The sequence below is a fragment of the Shewanella corallii genome (genome assembly GCF_023349125.1).
Classification (GTDB): domain Bacteria; phylum Pseudomonadota; class Gammaproteobacteria; order Enterobacterales; family Shewanellaceae; genus Shewanella; species Shewanella corallii.
This window is the reverse complement of record NZ_JAKIKT010000002.1, coordinates 263287-283658: the sequence shown is the minus strand read 5'-3', so window position 1 is coordinate 283658 and position 20372 is coordinate 263287. Positions and strand designations below refer to the sequence as shown.

Here is a 20372-nt window from a genome sequence, read left to right as displayed (position 1 = left end):
TCCTCTATCTAAAATTATTCAGCGGCTTTGGTGACTTTGCTGCTTATCCAGCAAGCGTTCAAACTGGGTATATACCCCTGCGACCATGGGCCGGCTGGTGGGGGCCAGTGCCAGCTGCAAGCCGCAATGACCACAAATAAACTCATGACCTCGTAATAAGAGCTCTGTATCCACCGGAATTGGCTTTTGGCAGTCAGGGCAGGGAATTTGATTTTTCATGGGGTTGCTCCTTTGAAGAGCCCAGCTCCCGGCTGGGCTCTGGGATGATTCAGCTGGCTTGTGAGCTGGATGATGAGCCCAGGGTGATAGGGCTGATACTGTTGGTGAACGCCTGGATAATAGTGGTGACACCTTCCGGCAGCTGCAGCTGTCCGGCATGTACGCTCACTGTGTACTTGGCGTTGTTACTCTTCTGGTAGGTGGATTTTGTGGATTGAGCGCTTTGGCTGTCATGACTGACACTACCTTTGACCTCCACAGACCACCAACCTGCTCCCAGCTTGGCATCGAAGCTTGCTTCAGCATGGGTTGATTCGCTGGAGGACTGAGACGCTTCATCCGTATAGCTGGATTTCACTTCCATATCGAAGTCCACCTGAACGTTATCCACCCCAAGGGCATTGAGAGGAATAATGGTCAGCAGTGGCAGATCAAACTGAGTCGTGACATTGGTGATTTCTGCAGTTGGTTGGCCTTTATCATCCTTGGATTCGCTCTCGGTAATGACACCGCGGGTGATATGCATGGTGACCATAATAGGTTCCAGCGTTGTGGTGTCGTTGCCGGCAGCGTCCTTGCCGGTTTTCTTGTTGAAACAGGTATCCAGCATGAAGTTGGTTTGAGTCACCGCCATCATGTTGTTGGCCTGAGCGGCAGCGTTGAGTGGGCCACCAATCAAAGCGCGCATAGGTAAACCTGTAAATTGCTGGGCCATGGACACCAGCGCGGGGCCTGAGTTGACGTCTGGCATGGTATTGCTCCTTCTGTGGGTATGAGGCTGTCTCTGTCAGACAGCGGATTGTGTGGGGTCGGTTACCCCGGGATCTGTGCCCGCAGCGCTTTTTGGTACCCATCAATAAGGGATTGCAACCCTTCTGATGGCATGTCGCCATTGATAATGATTTCAAGCTCTGCGAGGTGAGGGGTGGATTTATCTGAAGTAAAGAGCCCTCCTCCGGATTTGGAAGGGAAGGAAACCTGCATCAGGCCGGTATCATCCAGATTGATCTCCAGTTGGGTTTTGAATTTCACTTCATTGATGCGGGATGTACTGACCGGTACCAGCGTCAGCAGGGGCACATCGACCTGCTGGGTAACCAGTCCTTCTGAGGTTTCAGATGGATAAAGCATGGTGACGCATTTTGGGCGGTAGAAGGTGCGTTGCCCTCCATCTTCAGTGGTGAGCAGGTTGTTGCTATCCGGTTTGACAGGTGCCTCTACCGTTTCGAAAAACTCGCCGATAAAGGCCTTGTTCTGAGAGCGAAGTGCCTCGGCAGCTGTATTCACACTGGTATGTACGGCTGAGACCAAAGATTCGAGGTTGATCATGTGCTTTACCCCTGCTGCAATACGGCCCAGTAGTCCGGACGGTATCTGTTGATTGACTGCTTGCCAGTCTAGAAAGGGAGAGGTAAAGCGGCTATCGCCCAGGCGGGTGAATAGCCCTCACCCTGTCGGGTGAGGGAGTAGGTAAGGTTATGATTTATATTGTGATTTAAGTTAGAGCTTGCCTGAACGGATCTCCTGCTGCAGCTTGGCCCAGCTGATTACCCCCACCAGATTGTCTGGAGTGTCTTGCCAGATATAGACCTCGCCACTGCGCTTGGGGCGAAGAATTTCATAGGCTTCGTGCAGGGTGGCGGTATCGGGCAACCCCTTGATGGGCAGACGGTATAGGGTTTCGTCACCTTCAAAGGATTGCATCTCCAGCCTGAGTTTTTCAAATTCCCCCTGCTCGTTGCGAACCACTACCGGTCGACCTTTGGCCCGTTTCAGCACTTCAAGCAGCAGAGACTCATCATTGTTAACTACCACGACTCTTCGGTTCATCAGAGCGCGCACACCGGTTTTCTGCAGTGCGGAGTTGATCACCGGAACCCGGTAATCCAATCCCATCAAATCCAGTTGGCGCAGGAATATCGATTGGCTTTGAAAACCCCGGTAGGCGACCAGGAAAGCAATAACGGTAACAAACATGGCGGGCAAAATGATATTAGTGTCGTTGGTCAGCTCAAGCAGGGCAACCAGACCTGCCAAAGGTGCATTGAGGCTCACTCCCATCATGGCTGTCATCCCTATCACCATATAAAGGCCAATATAAGGAGCAAGGGCAGGGAACAGAGCTGCACTGGCCATGGCGATAACTGTGCCTACTATGGCGCCGATACCATACAACGGGCCGATAAGTCCGCCGGGCACTCCCAGGCCAATGGCGGCAACGGTAGCGATCACTTTTGCCATCAGCAGTGCCAGCAAAAACAGCAGCGTGGGGTTTTGGTTCAATGCTGCGTCAATGGCCCAATCGCCGGTGCCCAGTGCCTGCGGCATCACAAGGCCTATGCCAGTGGTGATGGCCCCGGCCAGCAGTAATCTCATGGTTAACGAACGGTTGGCGGCTTTCTCAGTGACGTTAATCAGTATCCGGTTAAATGCTGCGGCAGCGCAGCCCAGTGCGATCCCCGCTATCGCCAGCAGGGGGTATTGATCCAGCGGAATGGCCAGTACCTGAATATGGTCATATTCGTGGATATCACCAAATACCAGCTGACTGGAAAGAGCCCCGCATATGGCTGACAACATAATGGGGAAGAAGTAGTGGATCTTATATTCCCTGACGATGACCTCGAACACAAAGATCACCGCCGCCAGAGGTGCGTTGAAGGTCGCCGCGATACCTGCAGCGATACCGCTGGCACACATGATGCGGACACTGTTGTCAGGTAGCTTAAGGCGCTCGGCAAGTACGCTTGCGGTGACTGCGCCAAGATGGATTGCCGGCCCTTCACGACCGACAGAAAAATTACCGGCGAGGGCAAAAAACGCCTGAAAAAACTGAGCCGGTGCTGAGGCCAGGGGAATTTTGCCATAGTGCATTTTGAATCTGTGCAGCACATAGGCGATACCCAATCGCTTGTATCTGCGCGAGCCCAATTTAACTGCTACACGGATCAAAATTGCTGCCAACAAGGGCAGAAAAACTCGCCAGTCGGGAGTTATCTCCGTAAAATCCAGCTCTTGTGCTCCGGTGAGCTGGTTGCTCCAGGCAAGCATAATCCTGAGCATCAATATGACGCCGGATGCTATCAGGGCAAAGATCAGCGCAAGTGCGCAAAGTTGGGCACTGGTGCGCGCCTGGGACAGTTGATCCCGCAGGCCATAGCGCAGATACTGATGTGATTTTTCTTTGAGTTTTTCGAAGCTTATTTGCACTTTACAAGTGAGCCGTTTGCAGTTTTAAGGTTATTTTAATGTCAAATTATCATCGCTGGGCTGACCGCCTGCAAGGGGCGGAACGAAGATACCGGGCATCTTCCCTGTATCTCCTGCTGCTGGTGCTGGTTGCTTTTGTCCTGGGAGGGCTGAGTCATTACTTCTGGAGTGCTGAGCATACGCGGCCCGTGGTCTCTCAGGATGGGGAGATTGCCCGTCTGGAAACCGAGTTGCAGGCCAGGTCAAGCGAGCTCGCCAGCCGTAATCTGGAGTTGGTGGTGGCCAAAGAGGCCAACGACAATATGCAAAAGATGTTCAACGATCAGTTGGTCCGGGAAAAGCAACTGCAGCGTGAACTGAACTTCTATCGCAGCGTCATGGCGCCTGAGAATAATGCCGAGGGTGTGGCCATCTACAGCGCAGAGCTGCTGCCGGGAGTCGAGAGCGGCAAACAGCGCCTTGAGCTGACTCTGATGCAGCTTGAAAAACGTAAGCAGCTGGTCAAAGGCTGGGTAGAAGTGAGTCTTATCGGCACTGAGGATGGCGTGGCCAGAACCATTCCCCTCAAGACGCTGACCGGTAACACTCCAGCATTTAACTTCCGCTATTTTCAGATGTTGGAAAGCGAATTTGCCTTGCCTGAAGGCTTTAATCTGGCACGGGTTAATGTGAAGGTGGTGGTTCCGGCAAGCCGCTGGACCAAAGGGGCTGAGTCTGAACAAACCTTCAGCGTACCTGAGTTAACCTCGGGTGAAAAAGAGCCGCGGGTAATACTTGAACAAAACAGTCAGGTAACGGATAATCCCGCACAGCAAACTGATGTAAGAGGTAGCAATGACTGAACAAGCTGATGCAGCTCTGCCTATCCGCTTTACCGATGCGGCGGCTGCGAAAGTGAAAAGCCTGCTGGAAGAAGAGCAGAATGATGCCCTGAAGTTAAGGGTTTATGTGACCGGCGGTGGCTGTTCAGGCTTCCAATATGGTTTCACCTTTGACGAAAAAGTAAACGAAGGTGACTTCACAGTGGAAAAACAGGGTGTGCAGCTGGTGGTTGATCCCATGAGCCTGCAGTATCTGGTTGGCGGTGAAGTTGATTACACTTCAGGTCTGGAAGGTTCGCGCTTCTTTGTTAAGAACCCGAATGCAACCACCACCTGTGGTTGTGGTGCCAGCTTCTCTGTTTAACAGCAAAGATTTGATAAAAAAGCCGTCCACTGGGACGGCTTTTTTGTTTTGAGTGTCAGCCCAGAATATTAAAACGCATAGGGCTGCTGAAAAAGCGGCTTACCCTGTCACTGAATGCGACCCAGAGTGTCAGTCCACTGAACAGAGTACCGGCTGCGGCCAGGGCATAAACTGCTGAGTCCGGCAGCGCCATCACGGCATCGATAGCTGGGTTGATGCCGGTTGGATTGTCAGGCAACTGCAGCATGATGACAGGACCTGTGATAAACAGAGTCAATCCGGTCATCCCCAGCAGTCGGAGCATCATAAGACCAGCTTTTTGTTTGCCCAGGCAGCCCAATACCAGCAGCAGGAGCAGGATATTGAACATGGGCAGCCAGCCCTGTATTAATCCAAGGACAGCCAGCAGTGACAGGCATACCAGCGTCGCGATCAGCCGCCTGGGCATGCCAGTGGCTTCAGAGTGGGCGTAATCCATCACGCTTGTCCTGTTAGTGACGCTTGGTTGAAGTCAGGCGGGATTCCAGCTCGTGAGGAGGGATTACCACACCCAGATCGCCCTCTACCGGGAAGGCAGCAACCAACAATTCGTCATCTTCCATGCCAGGTACCCAACGCTCCAGAAAGTCTTTCACCGGTACAGACAGAGGCTCGCAACCTTTCCAGTCATCCACTGCCCATGCTTCGGCGGCTTCTTCACTTGGCCACATAGGAATGCAGTCTTCGTCGTCTGTGGTCAACATGACACAGCCATCAGCATCCTGCAGGGTCCAGATCTCTTCATGGGCTTTGATTTCATCAACCATAAAGTCGTAACGGGCTTCCGGAGTCATCATAGACAACTCATTCAGGGATTTGGTTCTCTTGCTCATTGGATCGATTCTCATACCGGCAGGGCCCAACCTTTGGGGCCCGAATTAAGGCGAGAGGATATCCTATCCGCTACCCTTTAGCTACCTGCCGGAATCGGTTGCAGCAGTGAGATCAGCTTTTTGCCAATTTGGGTATTATCCATAAATCCCCGGAACTGTTCGGCCTGTGGGCCGTGGGCAAAGATCTGCACATCGATGGCATCGTGGCCCGATGTCGTCCAGCCTGTATAGGTTGCCTCGTCTATCAGGTGTTTCACCAGTTGCGCCAACTGTTCAACATTGGTGTCATCGGGGTCTTTCAGAGCCTGTAAAAATATCGGACGCTGAACGGCTGTGAGGGTCAGGCCTGTGTGTGTCTGCACAATATTCTCCAGATCTTCCGGAGACTCTTTCAGCAACTGAGCTATTTGTTCCGGCATGACACTGACTTTTTTGAGTGCAGGTCCTTTCCACTGGTAAACACCATGCTTACCCAGTGTCAGGCCACCAGTGGAGTGATCTGCGGTAGCGACCATCAGGGTATCTTCTTTGGCGTCCACATACTCTTTTACCAGTTTCATGGTATGGGCAAAGTCATCCATTTCAGCCATGGCACAGGCGATATCATTGGCATGACCGCACCAGTCGATTTGGCTCGCTTCTATCATAAGTACATAGGGCTTGGCTTGCTGGTCCAGTGCCTTTAGGGCGGCTGCTGTCATGTTGGCCAACCTGTGGGGATGGTCACTGCCCAGTGCCGGAGCCAGTCCTTTGGGAGCAAACAGGCCCAATGCAGGTATGGTGAGCTGCTTCAGTCCCTGATATTGATTCAGATATTGATAGCCCTGCTGCTGAAAGACTTTGACCAGATTATTGTCCGGACGGATAAAGTAGCTGGTACCGCCTCCCAGCAGCAGATCTGCCACGGGTGAGCGGCCATCTTCTCCCAGGTAATCATCTGCGATGGCATCATAATTTCTGCGACTCTCGTTATGAGCCAGGAAGCTGGCCGGGGTGGCATGATTGATTTGTGAAGTGACGACTATCCCTGTGGTGTATCCCCTGGATTTGGCTTCGCTGAGCAGGCTGGGTAAATGCCTGTGGTCCCTGTCTATGCCGATGGCGCCATTGTAGGTTTTACGGCCTGTGGCCAGTGCTGTGGCTGATGCAGCCGAATCCGTGACCCGGGTCTCGTCGTCCGGATAGGTGCCAGCCATACCAGTGAGCAAGTCGTCAAAAATAGTGGGGCTGACATCGCCGGTTTCTTCCGCCATATAGTAACGATATGCCGTGGTGTAGGCTGGGCCCATACCATCACCTATCAGGAAGATAATATTTTGGGGTTGCCTGGCCGATGCGGTTGCAGCAATGCCACAGCAGGCCAGTAACAGGGCCTGAATCACTGATTTTTTCATAGTGGGGTTTCCTCTGCTGTATCTGCCACGGACGTTGGCTTAAGGTAAGTGTCCAGCCAGTTAAGCTGTTCCCACAACAGGTGGTTGAGTGACTCTTTGGCTTTATAGCTGTGGCTTTCCCAGGGCAAGATTACCAGTTTTGCTGTGCCTCCAAGACCCGCGATGGCATTGAACAGGCGATCGGACTGCATGGGGTAAGTACCTGAGTTGGAATCCATCTCACCATGGATAAGCAGGATTGGCTCGTCGATTTTGTCGGCATGGGTGAAGGGAGACATTTCTTTGTACAGACTGGTTGCCTGCCAGAAGTTTCGCTCTTCGTTCTGGAATCCAAAGGGGGTAAGGGTGCGGTTATAGGCACCACTGCGGGCGATGCCTGCGGCAAAAAGATCTGAGTGAGCCAGCAGGTTGGCCACCATAAAGGCGCCATATGAATGGCCACCAATGGCTATCCGGTTTCTGTCGGCGACGCCCATAGCAACCAGCTTGTCGATGGCGGCGCTGGCATTGGCAACCAGTTGCTCTCTGAAGGTGTCATTGGGTTTGCTTTTGCCTTCACCGATAACTGGCATGGCGACTCTGTCAAACACGGCGTAACCCTGAGAGACCAATGCAATTGGACTGCGGGGACTAATCTTCAGATATTGGTTGGGGGAGTAGGCCACCTGAGAGGCGACGGACTTGTCTTTAAACTCTCTGGGATAGGCCCACATGATCACCGGCAATGGCCCCTGGCTGGTTTGGTATCCTGCCGGCAAATACAGGGTGCCGGACAGCTCCAGACCGTCGTTGCGGGTAAAGTTAACCAATTGCTTTTGAACATCTTTGAAGGCGCTCAGTCTGTCCGGGCTTTGATACAGTAAGCGGGATTCACCTGTGTCCACATTCAGATGGTGAATGGAGGGGGCAGCAGATTTGGTTTCACTGCTGATAATCAACTCAAGTGGCTGCTCATTGAGAACATATTTAACCCTTTGGTATTTGTCACTCCGGGTTTCCCAGAGTAGCTGGCTGTCGCCATTGTTAATTTGGGTCCGTTTAAGGAAAGGTTGATAGCCTGCATCTGACGCGCCCAAACCGTAATGCAGCAGTTTTCCGCTATCAAATGCCAGGGTGCGCTTACCGAAACTGTTGAGGGCTTTATGCAGGGTACCCGGGTGTTTGTAGCTGTCACGAAGGCCTCTTTCATGCCACTGAGTTAAGGCATTATCCTGCAGCAGACTGAGACGCAGCTTTTGCTGTTTACGGCTTCGTTGTGTGATTAGCGCACTGGTCTCATTTATCCAGTCGACCGCCGTTATCCGCCAGGGAGTGGCAACTATTTTGGTTGGCTGTTCAGCAAATGGAGCATCCTGTTGGTACAGTTCGTCTCTGAGCCTGGCTTTCTGCTTGCTGTCGCCATTATCTGCACTTTGCAGCCATACCAAAGACGCAGCTTTGGCAGGGTGCCAGCTGAAACTGCGCTTTCCTGGTGTGACAGAGTCAGGTCCGGACGGGCGGATTTCACCACTGGATTGCAGTGCCACGACTTTCTCGCTCTGATCTGCCAGCTTGATTACCACCACTTCTTTAGCAAAGTCATAGTATTTCACCCGGTAGGAGAATGGTGCTGCCAATCTGGTCAGCAGCAGGAAACGGTTGTCCGGAGAAAGACTGACAGTGCCGTAAACGCCTGGCTTACCTATTTTGGTCAGTTTGCCCCCAGGCGTTACCAAAGCGGGTTGGCTCAGGGTCAGAGCCTGGAAGTAGTCGGCATCAGCCGGGGTTTTCAACAGATCCTGATAGGTACGGCGCGGGGTCTTTTGTTGGCCTGTACTCTTGATAAGGGGGACAGGACCGGCCTTAACATCGTGGCGAGCATCTGTATTGCTCTTGGTGGCCTGTCTGAACAGAATGGCGCTGCTGTCAGCCAGCCACTGATAACGACTGCTGATTGTGGCATTGAGCCGGGCATTTTTCAGCTTGGTCAGCTTTTGCGATTCCAGTTCATACAGGTAGAGATAGGCCCCCTGTTCATTCAATCCGGCAAAAGAGAAAAAGCGATTGTCGGGAGAGAATCTGCCTGAGATATAAGTGATCCCTTCCGGAAGCTGGATATCCAGTTGGATCACTTTATCGCTCTGGAATAATGGAATCATCACCAATGATTCGTATTGGCGTGATACTCGACTCGGGGTAAGCCGTTCAGGGTCTATACGCAGGCCACCAAGACGCACTTCATTGCGGGCTAATTCACTGATGGAAGGTGCTGGCGTCGGTCCCATCACGGCCATCCAGCGTTTGTCAGGAGACAGCATGGTGACTGGACCGCTGGTCTGCTCTACCACCTGTTGCAGGTTGTCCGGGGGAAGTTGATAACCGTCAGATGACCAGCTCAGTTGACTGAAGAGTAACAGAGTGGCCAGTAGCCAGGGAGTACCGCGCATAGAGAAATCCTTCTTAAATTTTCCTGACAGAGAACTGAAATCTGCTTGATATTCATCAGCTTGTTCCAGTCTGCCAGTTCCTTGTAATTGATCCTCCCACAGGCAGCAATCCCGCTACCCTCGTTTCTGTCTTGTTTCAACCTCTATTTATTCTCTATTCTTATGTAAATTAATTGTTTACCATAAATGATGAAAGCCAGAACCTCAGATTGTGAAAATGGAAACAAATATAAAAACAACCAATTTCAATCTCGGTCATTGTCGTGTCGATTTGTCCGATAACAGTATTTGCTTCGAAGGGCAGGAGAAGTTGTCACTGCAGCCCAAGTTTATCGAAGTGCTTGCGCAACTTGCGCTGGGATACCCCGGCGTTGTTACCCGTGAACAACTCATCGAGTCGGTTTGGGATGGTAACGAGTATGTCGGCAGTAAGGCCCTGACCAACGCGATTTGGCACCTGAGGCAGCAGTTGGAGCCTCTGGGGCAGGACACAGTCATTGAAACTGTGCGTAAGGCTGGTTATCGGCTGCTGGTGGCACCGGTTTTTGATGAGGTGAGTGAGCAGGATGAGGAGCCAGTTGAAGTCAGCTACCGCAGATTTCGCTACCTCAGCTGGAGCATTGGCACGGCAGGAACTTTACTGTTGTGTTTGATGAGCTGGTGGCTGTTTACCGGAGCGGCAGAGCCCGGCGCTGCAGAGCTTAAGTACCTAACCCGGGACGATGGTTCTGAGCGGTTTCCCAAAGTGTCTCCCGATGGCAAATATCTGGTATATGGCGCATCAAGCCAGGGAGGGAACTACAGCCTCTTTATTAAAGATATGGAGCAGGAAGACGCTGTTGCCAGGCGTTTGACCTCCCGTGATTCCAATGAGTACAGAGCGGTGTGGCATCCTGATGGAGAATCACTCTATTTTCCCAGCAGAAGGGCTGAGGACGGTCGTTGTTTCTTTACAGAGATGACTGTAAGCACAGGTCATCTGAGGTTTCTGACAGCCTGTAACACCCGCAGAGCCGCTCTGGATATCTCGCCTGATGGTAAAGAGCTGGCTTATATTCACCGAATGTCTGGTGAGCGCCGGGATGAGGTCTACCGACTCCGGCTTGACCAGAATGATGCCGTACCTGAGAAAATCAGTTGTGTTGAAGAGTGTAGCGGCAGTGCCAGAGATCTGGCCTACAGTACAGATGGCCGTTATATCGCCGTGGCGAGGCGATTAAGCAATATCTCTGAAGATATCTTTTTGTACGAGCGTAGCACTGGGGTCGAGAAAGCCCTGACTCAGGGGATGGAGGATATTAGAGGCCTGACCTGGCATCACGATGCGAGGCAATTGGTCTTTGGTGTGGAAAGCTCAGGTGTCAGGCGCGGTTTCCACCTGGATATGACCAGCCAGAAAGTGACTGACCTTGATGTTCAGGGAGTAAGTTATCCGAGTTTTATTCCTGGCAGTGATGAGCTGGTATATAGCTCCTACGCTCGTCAGTATGATGTGGCCTATATGGATCTGGATGAAAAGATACCTCAGACTCCCTATCCTCTGTTTTACTCTGGCTACAGCCAAAGATTGCCAGACTACTCTCCGGTAACCGGTCGCGTGGTCTATACCTCCAACGAAACCGGGTTCAACGAGATTTGGAGTTCCGACAGCAAAGGGCGTAATCGCATTCAACATACCGTGATGGAGAGGCGGGCACTGTTTCCACGCTGGTCGGCCGATGGCAAGAAGATCGCCTTTATTGCCCCCGACGAGATGAATGAGGGAAATCAAATCCATGTGCTGGATCTGGCATCGGGAGAGCTTGGAGTGATCTCTTCTCCCTATTCCAATCATACCCGTCTGTTCTGGGGTCAGGGTGATAAAGCCATCTACTCATCGGTCAATGATGCCATGGTGAAATTCACCTTTGATGGCAAGGCCCCTCTGGTTATTGAGGAGTTGGATTTCGTCCGGGGTCAGGTGGTGGGGGACAGGGAATTGATCTTTAGCCGTGATGATGTAAATGGCCTCTGGCAACTGGATATTCAGGCTTATGAAGCCGCTCTCAGTTCAGGTAACAAGTTGCCTCAACCTGTGGCGTTGTTGCGGGGAAGGGGGTCGGGAGTCAATTGGGGCAACGCGCCCAAAGGTGTGGTGCTGTCAGACAAGTTCAATTGGACGGCCACTGAAACCCATGTGTATTTCAAAGAAAGACTCAGTAGTCGGCAGTATATGGTCAGTGCGCTGGACCGAGAATCCAATACCAGTAAAGGCGTATTGCGGTTACCTTCCAGTTTTCTCAGTAGCTTTGGCACCATGAGCTATATCCCAGGAAGAGACAGACTGCTGATGACACTGACTGACTATCCCCAGCGTGATGTGATGTTGCTCAGACATCCGGTCATAAACTAGATACAAAAAGCCCCGGGTTGTACCGGGGCTTTTTACTTATGAACTATGCTGCCGGGTATCTGGCGCCGAGTACGGCCTGACGACTGGCCCCGGTTACTGCAGGCAGGTTGGCCGGTAGTCCCTGTTCAAATCGCATGGCAAGCCAGGCAAATGCTATGGCTTCAACCCACTTGGGATCCACGCCAATCTCGGCAGTGCAGGTGATTTTGTACTCTGGCAGCAGAGTCGACAGTCGGCGCATTAACTCCGAGTTCAGGGCACCACCACCACAAGCATAGAGCTCACCGCTGGAAGCCAGTTTGAGCACATCATTGGCGATAGAGTGGCAGGTAAGATCCAGCAGGGTAGATTGAATATCTTCGTCTTTCAGGTGGCTATACTGGGCCAGTTGGTGTTCGAGCCAGGCCTGGTTAAACAGCTCCCTCCCTGTGCTCTTGGGAAAGTTCTGGGCAAAATAGGCATGGGACAGCATCTGCTGCAGCAATTCGGGATCAGTTTGTCCTGACGCCGCCCACTCACCATCTTCATCGAATGCCAGCTGTCTGTGTTGCTGTATCCAGTAGTCAATCAGAGTATTGCCCGGTCCGGTGTCGAACCCGAGTACCCGGGAGCGGTCGCCCGGCAGATAGGTGATATTGGCGATACCACCTATGTTGAGTATCACACGTACTTTATCTTCGCTGGCAAAGACTTCCTGATGGAAGGCCGGCACCAGCGGAGCACCCTGGCCGCCGAGGGCCACATCCTTGCGGCGAAAGTCGGCTATCACATCAATGCCTGTCTCCACCGCAATGGTATTGGGGTCGCCAATTTGCAGGGTAAAGCCGGTATCCAGAGAGGGCATATGACGTACTGTCTGTCCGTGACTGCCAATGGCAGAGACCTGCAGTGGTGATACCCCTGATTTGGTCAGCAAGGCATTAACGGCTTTGGCAAACAGCTGGCCAACAGTTCGGTCGAGTCGGCCCTGCCTGTTGATTTCATCTGTGCCGGGCTGGCAAAGACGCTGTAACCCTTTAAACAGGTGCTCAGGCATTGGCTCTGAGTGACTGGCAATCAACTTCGGCTGAGGAGATGTGAAATCAACCAGCACGGCATCGACACCATCCATACTGGTGCCGGACATCAATCCTATATACAGGCCTGTCATTGGGCGTTGCGCTCCCTGGCATATTGAACCTGTTTTTCCGATTCAATTTTTGCCATCAGAGTTTCACTGAGCTTAGTAAAGGCCGCGCGCTCTTTCTTGGCGATAGGGTCGGCTTTTGGCAGTTTCACTGTACGTGGGTTTCTGTGCACGCCGTTGACGATAAACTCATAGTGCAGGTGGGCACCGGTTACACGTCCAGTGGCACCCAAAGTACCAATGGTCTGCCCCTGCTTAACATAGTCGCCCTGTTTGACTTTGCGCTTGTTAAGGTGAAGGTACTTGGTGGTGTAGGTGTCGTTGTGCTTAATAAACACATAGTTACCATTGTACTTATTGTACGAGGATTTAATCACCCGACCTGCACCGGCGGATTTAATTGGTGTACCCACGGCAGCAACATAATCCACCCCTCTGTGGGCTTTAACCTGGCCTGTCACCGGGTGCAGACGCCTTGGATTAAAGTTGGAGCTGACATACTTAAAATCAACCGGGGACTTGAGGAAGGCTTTGCGCATGCTGCGGCCCTCTTCGGAATAATACTGGCCATCTGTATAGCGCACTGCGGTGAAGCGCTCGCCCTGATTAATAAATTCTGCGGCCAGAATGTTGCCGTTTTGAAGGAAGTTGCCATCGGCATATTCTTCATCGTATATCAGCGCAAAGCTGTCGCCTTCACGGATATCCAGAGCGAAGTCCACATCCCAGCCAAAAATGGTGGCCAGTTCCATAATCTGTGCCGGTGTCAGTCCGGCTTTAACCCCAGCATTCCAGAAGTTAGAGGTAATTTCAGCGGTCACAAATTTTTCTTCATGGGTGACCTCTTTGTTGACAGTGTATTCGTGAAGCTTGTCTTCATTGCGGCTGACGACCAGGGTATCAATTTTACTGAGTTGATATCTGAGGCCCGCAAATTTGCCGTCACTGTCTTTAATCAGGGTAATGCTGTCGCCCGGCATCAGTTTCTTTACGATTTTGCCGGTTTGCTTAAGTTGGGTGACATCGTAAACCTCACGAGCGCTGAACCCGGCACGGTTAAAAATCGCTGCCAGGGTATCGCCATCACGAACAGTGAAGGAGTCTTCTGTCAATTCAGGCTTCGCGGGCTCAGCAGGTTTAGTATTGGTGGTTTCCTGAGTGGTATTGTCGCTTGACCTGGCCTCGGCTGAGTTGCCTGACAGAGCAGACTGAGGGCCATCCGGAGTACGGAACGCCAAAGGTAGTTGGATATCGGTTTGGGGAGCCTGGGTGGAAACCGCAGTTTTTTCTGTATGACGGGAGGCCTCGGCATCCTCAGAAGGGATCAGAAAAGCTGCAAAGATGATCAACAGCAGCAATCCTATCAATGCCTGATGCAATCTGGGCAGTAAATTAAACAGTGTGATGACCTTTCCCATTGAACTCGGTACCAAAATTTCAAACGACAACTCATCCCTAAGTGTACACACTTTCATTTATTAGGGCTAACAAGTAACATAAGTCTCTTTCTTTTTATTTTAGGCTCTTAGGGGTAACTGCCGAGATGGCTGATTTAGACCAGGTATTAGCAGAAATTAAACGAGGTACCGATGAGATTTTGCTCGAATCGGATCTGCTTGAAAAGTTGAAAGAGGGACGTCCTCTGAAGGTGAAATTGGGGGCTGACCCAACTGCACCGGATATTCACTTAGGTCATACAGTTATCCTCAACAAGTTGCGCGCGTTTCAGGAGTTGGGCCATGAGGTTATCTTCCTGATTGGTGACTTTACCGGCATGGTTGGTGACCCAAGCGGCAAAAACAGCACTCGTCCACCTTTGACCCGCGAGCAGGTTCTGGCTAACGCTGAAACTTATAAAGAGCAGGTTTACAAGATTCTGGACCCAGCCAAAACCCGTATCGAGTTCAACTCCAGCTGGCTGGAAGATCTGGGCGCTGCCGGTATGATCCGTCTGGCGTCTCAACAGACTGTAGCCCGTATGATGGAACGTGATGATTTTAAGAAGCGCTATGCTTCCGGTCAGTCCATTGCTATCCACGAATTTATGTATCCATTGCTGCAGGGCTATGACTCCGTTGCGCTGGAAGCCGACGTTGAGTTGGGCGGTACCGACCAGAAGTTCAACTTGCTGATGGGACGTGAACTGCAGAAGGCCGCTGGCCAGAAGCCTCAGGCAGTGATTATGATGCCACTGCTGGAAGGGCTGGACGGTGTTAAGAAGATGTCCAAGTCTGCCCATAACTACATTGGTGTGAGTGAAGCGCCTGATGAGATGTTCGGTAAGATAATGTCTATCTCTGATGTGCTGATGTGGCGTTACTACGAGCTGCTGTCTTTCCGCCCTCTGGATGAAGTGGCTCAGCTGAAGGCTGAGGTTGATGCCGGTGCCAACCCACGTGACACCAAGATTTTGCTGGCTAAAGAGATCATCGCCCGCTTCCATGACGAAGCTGCCGCTGAAAAAGCCCATGAGAACTTTATTGCCCGTTTCCAGAAAGGTGCTATCCCTGATGATATCGAGGAAGTGACTCTGGCTGCCGGTGAAGGTATGGCCATTGCCAACCTGCTGAAAGAGGCGGGTCTGGTTGGCTCTACTTCAGACGGTATGCGTATGGTTAAGCAGGGCGCGGTGAAGATGGATGGTGACAAAGTTGAAGATACCAAGTTGGTTTTGAATGCCGGTGTCTCTGCCGTATTCCAGGTGGGTAAGCGCAAGTTTGCCAAGGTCACGCTGAACTAATCAGTCAGACCGAATATCTGCAGCGTTTAAACGCAATTAATGACAAGGGTCAGTACTGAAGTGCTGGCCCTTTTTACATTGCCAACTCACCATCGCCTTGTTAAGGCGCCAGTGCTTACCCGACTGCTCCAACATCAAGATCATGAGTATCTGCTTGTGGTGGTGTTGGTCAATCCGGGTAAGGTAACTGACTGAGACATTGCCATGGGGCACGGTTCGGACCAGCTTGAATTGACTGCCAGCGTAGTGCTGACTGATAGATTCAGCTTGTCTGACCCATTTCTTGTCTTGCTTGCTGGCCGCTTCAACCTGGCGGTTGAACCCCTGTACCGGCTTTTCGGCATAGGAGGTCACCATAGGGGGAAGATCCGAGGCCATAGCCTGGGAGCAAATCACCAATATCAAAGCAGTTAACAGAGAGACAAAACGGGTAGGCAAATACAGCATCCGGCCAATCCTCAGGGCATATCAAACGACACTGTAATCTTGGAGTGCAAATTCCGCTCAGAGTTTCAAACGGGGTTGAAAACTGTGATCTGAAACGGTCAGGCGGTTTACTGAGGGGCCAGTTGATCCGACATGGTCTGGTAATCAATCAGGTCGATATGCTCTCTGACTCTGCCTTTGTCCGTATCCAGTTTCAGGCTGGTCACCCCGGGCACTGCAACTTCGATGATTTTCCCCGGCTTGCCGAACTGATCACCAGGGCCTTTCAGGTAATAGCTGCCAATCATCACCACCAGTGAGCCTGAGTTGTACATATGCTCCAGATTAAAGCGGTACTCCATCACCCCTTTATGGGCGCGGCGAAGAAAACTCAGAATATGAACTTCACCCGTGTACTTTTTACCAGCAGTACGGTCGTAGAAGACAGTTTCTCTGTCGTAGAACTCTTTCAGCTTTGTGTAGTTATGACTGGTCAGCGCCTGCATGTAGTTCATGGCCAACTGTTGTTCACGGGGCATATCTCCCGGCGCGGCCAGAGTCAGGCTGGAAAACAGAAACAGGGATAACCACAAATATCGCACAGTTGTGTCTCTACTCTTTCGACAGATGAAAAACAGATGGGCAGACATTGCTGCCCGGAGGCTGAATAATGCCTTTTGAATCAGGCGGGATCAAGCGTCTTTATCAGGGTGTTGTCCCATTTGTTGTAGGTGAATATTGAGGGCATCTACCGAGATACGTATCTCCACCACAGACAGCACCAAAGAGTAGAGCAGCAGCGCCAGACTCAGGCCAAAAACGGCTGAACCGACTTTATTGAAACCCAGGTAGATAATCAGCATACAAAGAACACATAGTGCAAAGCTGATAACCCCGGCTTCCTGCATACGACGAATGATTTTGATGCGCTGGCTGAGATTATGTATCTGCGCCTGCTTTACCGGTTTGTCGTCACTGCTGAGATTGCGGATAAGGGCCGCCAGTGAGAAAAACCTGTTTGTATAGGCCAGCAGTAACAGGGAGATTGCCGGGAACATAAGTGCGGGTGTAGTCAGAGAGATAGATTGTACGAACAAAGTCGCATGCTCCAATGATTATTATTTTTGAGTCAGAGGTTATTGTTTTAGCCCGGCCAGTGCCGATCACTTGTATAAGCTTACTATCATCCACATCAGCGGCAGACAGGCAAGCAGGGCAATAAAATAGCCGCAGGCAATGCGGCTGATACTGACAGCCCTGAGGATATCGCTTGCGTCAGGCAGAGCGGACGGCCCAACTCTGGGTCTGGTTACCTTAACACCATTAAAAATCTGCGGGCCACCCAGTTGTCGCTGCAGTACCTGCGCCCCGGTAATCACGCCCGGGAACAGGGACCAGCGGGAGCTGAATACGCCGCCGAAGGTCAGAGTTCCGGCCTGCAGTGCCAGTAACAGGCGCCAGATCAGTACAGGAATGAACAGCAGCAAGTGCATAAGGCGATGCACGGGAACAGCGAACAGGGTGAGCCTGGGGGACTGAAGCGGCCATTGCCAGGTGAGTTCCGCCAGCATTCTAATCAGTAACGCGAAGGTGGTACCTCCGGCGAAATAGGCAAGTGATACGCCGACAACATTAATGGCGGGAATACTGAATGCCAGTTCGGCAGCAGTCTTACTCAACCCTGTGGCAGACAGATTATCAGTGCTTTGAGGAACACGCTTTGCCAGCGCGGTTTTGGCACTGTTTTTGTCTTCGGTGTCCAACCATTGCGCTACCTGCAGCAGCTCTTTGGCCAATCCACCCTGATTAATACACAGATAGAGAATAAGCAGTTCAAAAAACCAGGGGTAAGCTGCCAGTACGGGAATAAAACTGAGGATGAACCAGAAAGGCAGTATCAGCAACAGGGTGGACAGAGTACCAGCCGTATATTGCTGGGCTTTACTGCGTTCAGGATGGCCAGCTTTGGCTGCCAATTGAGCCGCAAGCTGACCAAACCAACCCAGGGGATCTTTGGGACCGGACAATGGCAGCAGCGCAGCCAGCGCCAACGCTGACAGCAGCAGTCCAAATGTTTCCAGAACACCTATGTCTGTAGCTGACAGGTGAGTGACGTCCATGATCCCCGGGTTAACTCCTTACAGTTGTTGTAGCAATGCCATAACCATCAGGGCTGAGTGGTGACCGGCTTTAACTATGTAGCTGTCAAAATCCACCGGAGAGTCGTTGTTGGCGTTATCAGACAGAGAACGGATTACCACGAATGGTACCTGGAACTGATGGCACACCTGAGCAATCGCTGCGGCTTCCATTTCACAGGCGGCCATGGTTGGGAAGTGATTGAGCATCACTGCGGTACGCTCAGGGTCACAGATAAAGCTGTCACCGGTACAGATAAGGCCTTCGATGGTTTTGACTTCACCTAAAGAATCAACGGCTTTCTTGGCTGCTTCAACCAGTTTGGCATCGGGCATAAAGGCGGCTGGCTGTTGTGCCATCTGGCCAATCTCATAACCAAAGGCAGTCACGTCAACATCGTGGTGACGTACTTCAGAGGAGATGACGATATCGCCGATCTCCAGTGAGTCGACAAAGCCACCGGCGCTGCCAGTGTTAATCACATAGTCAGGCTGGTATTTCTCAATCAGCAGCGTGGTTGCGATACTGGCAGCAACTTTACCAATACCTGAACGGGTCACAATCACCTCTTGGCCATTCAGCTGACCGGCAACAAACTCAATACCTGCGATGGTTTGTGACTCAGCAGCTTCCATGGAAGCTATCAGGTGGGCAACTTCCGGCTCCATAGCGCCGATAATACCGATTTTCATGTCAGACCTTTTGAATTAATAAAGGGATAAAATTGGCGCTAACTATAGCATATTCAATGGCTGAGTAGAGGGAGTAAAGCTGTTGTCGGCGCACAAAAAAGCCCACTGTGATGTGGGCTTTGGCTTTGGAAGTGAACCGGGACTAACTCAGATAATTAAGGATCCCCATTGCGGCGTCCCGGCCTTCGGCGATGGCAGTTACCACCAGATCTGAGCCACGAACCATATCACCACCGGCAAACACCTTGGGGTTGGTGGTCTGGAATGGGTTATCATCCAGCTTACTGGCCTTTACTCTTCCCCACTGATCCAACTCGATACCGAAGTCGTTCAACCAGGGTGCAGGACTTGGCTGAAAACCGAAAGCGATAATGACCGCGTCAGCGTCCAGTACCTGCTCACTGCCTTTTATTGGTTCAGGGCGACGTCGGCCAGACTCATCGGCCTCGCCCAGTTGAGTTTCCACGCACTCAAGACCGGTAACCTGGCCATCTTTGGTTTTGATGGCGACGGGCTGGCGGTTGAACAGAAACTCCACACCTTCCTCTTTGGCATTTTGCACCTCGCGACGGGAGCCCGGCATGTTCTCCTCATCACGGCGGTAAGCACAGGTTACCGAGGTTGCGCCCTGACGCACGGCGGTGCGAACACAATCCATGGCAGTATCACCACCACCCAGAACCACCACCTTTTTGCCTTTCAATGACTGGTATGGATGTTCGTCGGATTGAGTCCCCATTACTTTGTGAGTGTTACCAATCAGGTAGGGAAGCGCCTGGTATACGCCGTTACTGTCTTCTCCCGGCAGGTTACCCTTCATTGCGCTGTAGGTTCCCATCCCCAGAAATACTGCGTCATACTCGTCGACCAGTTGTTGGAAGGCGATATCCTTGCCGACTGTCACACCAAGACGGAATTCAATGCCCATCCCTTCCATCACAGTTCGGCGGGTAGCCATTACACTCTTATCCAGTTTGAAGGAGGGGATACCATAGGTCAGCAAGCCGCCAATCTGAGGGTACTTGTCATATACCACAGCCGTGATGCCATTACGGGCAAGAATATCTGCACACCCAAGCCCGGCCGGACCCGCGCCAATAATGGCGACTTTCTCCGGACGTGGACTGACAGTGGACATATCCGGCCGCCAGCCCTGAGCTATGGCCGTGTCAGTAATATACTTTTCGACATTACCAATGGTGACGGCACCAAACTCATCGTTCAGGGTGCAGGCTCCTTCACACAGACGATCCTGAGGGCAAACCCGGCCACAGATCTCCGGCAGAGTATTGGTCTCATGTACCAGATCCGCCGCTTCCATAATGCGTCCCTGTTTGGCCAGATTCAGCCAGTTGGGGATATAGTTGTGCAGCGGACATTTCCATTCGCAATAGGGGTTGCCGCAATCCAGACAGCGGTCAGCCTGCTGTTGCACCTGTGGCTGATCGAACGCCTGATAAATTTCGATAAATTCGGTTGCACGGCGTTTTACCGGGTGCTTGACAGGATCCTGACGCGCAACATCGATAAACTGAAAATCGTTACTCATTG

The 20372-nt window shown here is 51.8% G+C and carries 20 protein-coding genes; 4 read left to right on the top strand and 16 right to left on the bottom strand.

Annotation, left to right across the window (positions count from 1 at the left end; translation table 11 throughout):
• Positions 1 to 18: 18 nt before the first annotated feature.
• The 4 genes from L2725_RS06545 to L2725_RS06530 all read right to left on the bottom strand — a co-directional run bounded on the left by L2725_RS06545 (position 19) and on the right by L2725_RS06530 (position 3429).
• A complete protein-coding gene (locus L2725_RS06545; RefSeq protein ID WP_249248211.1) occupies positions 19 to 219 on the bottom strand; it encodes a hypothetical protein in 201 nt (66 codons plus the stop codon).
• Between the two features lie 49 nt (positions 220 to 268).
• Positions 269 to 970: a DUF2589 domain-containing protein gene (locus tag L2725_RS06540; RefSeq protein WP_248935103.1), complete on the bottom strand. Its 702-nt coding sequence runs from the start codon at positions 968 to 970 to the stop codon at positions 269 to 271.
• 62 nt (positions 971 to 1032) lie between these two features.
• On the bottom strand, positions 1033 to 1548 hold the full coding sequence (locus tag L2725_RS06535) for a DUF2589 domain-containing protein (protein WP_249248210.1): 516 nt from the start codon (positions 1546 to 1548) through the stop codon (positions 1033 to 1035).
• A 171-nt stretch (positions 1549 to 1719) separates the two neighbouring features.
• Positions 1720 to 3429 carry a chloride channel protein gene (locus tag L2725_RS06530; RefSeq protein ID WP_249248209.1) on the bottom strand — a complete coding sequence of 570 codons (1710 nt, stop codon included), beginning with the start codon at positions 3427 to 3429 and terminating at the stop codon, positions 1720 to 1722.
• A 38-nt stretch (positions 3430 to 3467) separates the two neighbouring features.
• On the opposite strand from L2725_RS06530, the gene L2725_RS06525 reads away from it, so the two are divergent.
• Both L2725_RS06525 and erpA read left to right on the top strand, forming a co-directional pair.
• Positions 3468 to 4271, top strand: coding sequence for a DUF6776 family protein (locus tag L2725_RS06525; protein WP_249248208.1), 804 nt, complete (start codon positions 3468 to 3470; stop codon positions 4269 to 4271).
• Positions 4264 to 4614 carry an iron-sulfur cluster insertion protein ErpA gene (gene erpA, locus L2725_RS06520; protein WP_115135815.1) on the top strand — a complete coding sequence of 117 codons (351 nt, stop codon included), beginning with the start codon at positions 4264 to 4266 and terminating at the stop codon, positions 4612 to 4614. The genes L2725_RS06525 and erpA overlap by 8 nt, the downstream gene beginning before the upstream one ends.
• Before the next feature lie 55 nt (positions 4615 to 4669).
• On the opposite strand, the gene L2725_RS06515 is transcribed toward erpA, so the two are convergent.
• The 4 genes from L2725_RS06515 to L2725_RS06500 form a co-directional block, all read right to left on the bottom strand.
• Positions 4670 to 5092: a hypothetical protein gene (locus L2725_RS06515; protein ID WP_249248207.1), complete on the bottom strand. Its 423-nt coding sequence runs from the start codon at positions 5090 to 5092 to the stop codon at positions 4670 to 4672.
• 13 nt (positions 5093 to 5105) lie between these two features.
• On the bottom strand, positions 5106 to 5486 hold the full coding sequence (locus tag L2725_RS06510) for a DUF2750 domain-containing protein (RefSeq protein WP_115135813.1): 381 nt from the start codon (positions 5484 to 5486) through the stop codon (positions 5106 to 5108).
• A 77-nt stretch (positions 5487 to 5563) separates the two neighbouring features.
• Complete coding sequence (locus L2725_RS06505; RefSeq protein WP_249248206.1) at positions 5564 to 6880, bottom strand: alkaline phosphatase; 1317 nt, start codon at positions 6878 to 6880, stop codon at positions 5564 to 5566.
• Positions 6877 to 9306: an alpha/beta hydrolase family protein gene (locus L2725_RS06500; RefSeq protein WP_249248205.1), complete on the bottom strand. Its 2430-nt coding sequence runs from the start codon at positions 9304 to 9306 to the stop codon at positions 6877 to 6879. Before L2725_RS06500 ends, L2725_RS06505 begins: the two co-directional genes overlap by 4 nt.
• A 217-nt stretch (positions 9307 to 9523) precedes the next feature.
• Between L2725_RS06500 and L2725_RS06495 the strand changes: the two genes are divergently transcribed.
• Positions 9524 to 11698: a winged helix-turn-helix domain-containing protein gene (locus tag L2725_RS06495; protein ID WP_249248204.1), complete on the top strand. Its 2175-nt coding sequence runs from the start codon at positions 9524 to 9526 to the stop codon at positions 11696 to 11698.
• Positions 11699 to 11741: 43 nt separating this feature from the next.
• On the opposite strand, the gene L2725_RS06490 is transcribed toward L2725_RS06495, so the two are convergent.
• Both L2725_RS06490 and L2725_RS06485 read right to left on the bottom strand, forming a co-directional pair.
• Complete coding sequence (locus L2725_RS06490; RefSeq protein ID WP_249248203.1) at positions 11742 to 12848, bottom strand: anhydro-N-acetylmuramic acid kinase; 1107 nt, start codon at positions 12846 to 12848, stop codon at positions 11742 to 11744.
• A complete protein-coding gene (locus L2725_RS06485) occupies positions 12845 to 14242 on the bottom strand; it encodes a peptidoglycan DD-metalloendopeptidase family protein (protein ID WP_249248202.1) in 1398 nt (465 codons plus the stop codon). Before L2725_RS06485 ends, L2725_RS06490 begins: the two co-directional genes overlap by 4 nt.
• A gap of 125 nt (positions 14243 to 14367) precedes the next feature.
• Here L2725_RS06485 and tyrS point away from each other — a divergent pair, with 125 nt between their 5' ends.
• Entirely contained in the window at positions 14368 to 15564 is a 1197-nt protein-coding gene (tyrS, locus tag L2725_RS06480) for a tyrosine--tRNA ligase (protein WP_249248201.1), read from the top strand.
• A 36-nt stretch (positions 15565 to 15600) separates the two neighbouring features.
• On the opposite strand, the gene L2725_RS06475 is transcribed toward tyrS, so the two are convergent.
• From L2725_RS06475 to L2725_RS06450, 6 genes are all read right to left on the bottom strand, one after another.
• On the bottom strand, positions 15601 to 16011 hold the full coding sequence (locus L2725_RS06475) for a hypothetical protein (protein ID WP_249248200.1): 411 nt from the start codon (positions 16009 to 16011) through the stop codon (positions 15601 to 15603).
• 107 nt (positions 16012 to 16118) lie between these two features.
• Positions 16119 to 16529: a nuclear transport factor 2 family protein gene (locus L2725_RS06470; RefSeq protein ID WP_248935534.1), complete on the bottom strand. Its 411-nt coding sequence runs from the start codon at positions 16527 to 16529 to the stop codon at positions 16119 to 16121.
• Between the two features lie 153 nt (positions 16530 to 16682).
• On the bottom strand, positions 16683 to 17087 hold the full coding sequence (locus tag L2725_RS06465) for a DUF2721 domain-containing protein (RefSeq protein ID WP_283106369.1): 405 nt from the start codon (positions 17085 to 17087) through the stop codon (positions 16683 to 16685).
• A 66-nt stretch (positions 17088 to 17153) separates the two neighbouring features.
• The gene (locus tag L2725_RS06460; RefSeq protein WP_249248199.1) at positions 17154 to 18110 is read right to left on the bottom strand and encodes a cobalamin biosynthesis protein; all 957 of its coding nucleotides are present in this window, start codon (positions 18108 to 18110) and stop codon (positions 17154 to 17156) included.
• A gap of 18 nt (positions 18111 to 18128) precedes the next feature.
• Positions 18129 to 18821, bottom strand: coding sequence for a 5'-methylthioadenosine/S-adenosylhomocysteine nucleosidase (mtnN, locus tag L2725_RS06455; RefSeq protein ID WP_249248198.1), 693 nt, complete (start codon positions 18819 to 18821; stop codon positions 18129 to 18131).
• 142 nt (positions 18822 to 18963) lie between these two features.
• Entirely contained in the window at positions 18964 to 20370 is a 1407-nt protein-coding gene (locus L2725_RS06450) for an FAD-dependent oxidoreductase (protein ID WP_249248196.1), read from the bottom strand.
• Positions 20371 to 20372 lie beyond the last annotated feature (2 nt).

Bases quoted from the DNA above. Each gene is read 5' to 3' on its own strand.
- L2725_RS06485 (WP_249248202.1), bottom strand. From the start codon at position 14,242: ATGGGAAAGGTCATCACACTGTTTAATTTACTGCCCAGATTGCATCAG.
- L2725_RS06535 (WP_249248210.1), bottom strand. From the start codon at position 1,548: ATGATCAACCTCGAATCTTTGGTCTCAGCCGTACATACCAGTGTGAAT.
- L2725_RS06515 (WP_249248207.1), bottom strand. From the start codon at position 5,092: ATGGATTACGCCCACTCTGAAGCCACTGGCATGCCCAGGCGGCTGATC.
- L2725_RS06525 (WP_249248208.1), top strand. From the start codon at position 3,468: ATGTCAAATTATCATCGCTGGGCTGACCGCCTGCAAGGGGCGGAACGA.
- tyrS (WP_249248201.1), top strand. From the start codon at position 14,368: ATGGCTGATTTAGACCAGGTATTAGCAGAAATTAAACGAGGTACCGAT.
- L2725_RS06500 (WP_249248205.1), bottom strand. From the start codon at position 9,306: ATGCGCGGTACTCCCTGGCTACTGGCCACTCTGTTACTCTTCAGTCAA.
- L2725_RS06545 (WP_249248211.1), bottom strand. From the start codon at position 219: ATGAAAAATCAAATTCCCTGCCCTGACTGCCAAAAGCCAATTCCGGTG.
- mtnN (WP_249248198.1), bottom strand. From the start codon at position 18,821: ATGAAAATCGGTATTATCGGCGCTATGGAGCCGGAAGTTGCCCACCTG.
- L2725_RS06475 (WP_249248200.1), bottom strand. From the start codon at position 16,011: ATGCTGTATTTGCCTACCCGTTTTGTCTCTCTGTTAACTGCTTTGATA.
- L2725_RS06505 (WP_249248206.1), bottom strand. From the start codon at position 6,880: ATGAAAAAATCAGTGATTCAGGCCCTGTTACTGGCCTGCTGTGGCATT.
- L2725_RS06495 (WP_249248204.1), top strand. From the start codon at position 9,524: ATGGAAACAAATATAAAAACAACCAATTTCAATCTCGGTCATTGTCGT.
- L2725_RS06470 (WP_248935534.1), bottom strand. From the start codon at position 16,529: ATGCCCCGTGAACAACAGTTGGCCATGAACTACATGCAGGCGCTGACC.
- erpA (WP_115135815.1), top strand. From the start codon at position 4,264: ATGACTGAACAAGCTGATGCAGCTCTGCCTATCCGCTTTACCGATGCG.
- L2725_RS06450 (WP_249248196.1), bottom strand. From the start codon at position 20,370: ATGAGTAACGATTTTCAGTTTATCGATGTTGCGCGTCAGGATCCTGTC.
- L2725_RS06510 (WP_115135813.1), bottom strand. From the start codon at position 5,486: ATGAGCAAGAGAACCAAATCCCTGAATGAGTTGTCTATGATGACTCCG.
- L2725_RS06490 (WP_249248203.1), bottom strand. From the start codon at position 12,848: ATGACAGGCCTGTATATAGGATTGATGTCCGGCACCAGTATGGATGGT.
- L2725_RS06540 (WP_248935103.1), bottom strand. From the start codon at position 970: ATGCCAGACGTCAACTCAGGCCCCGCGCTGGTGTCCATGGCCCAGCAA.
- L2725_RS06460 (WP_249248199.1), bottom strand. From the start codon at position 18,110: ATGGACGTCACTCACCTGTCAGCTACAGACATAGGTGTTCTGGAAACA.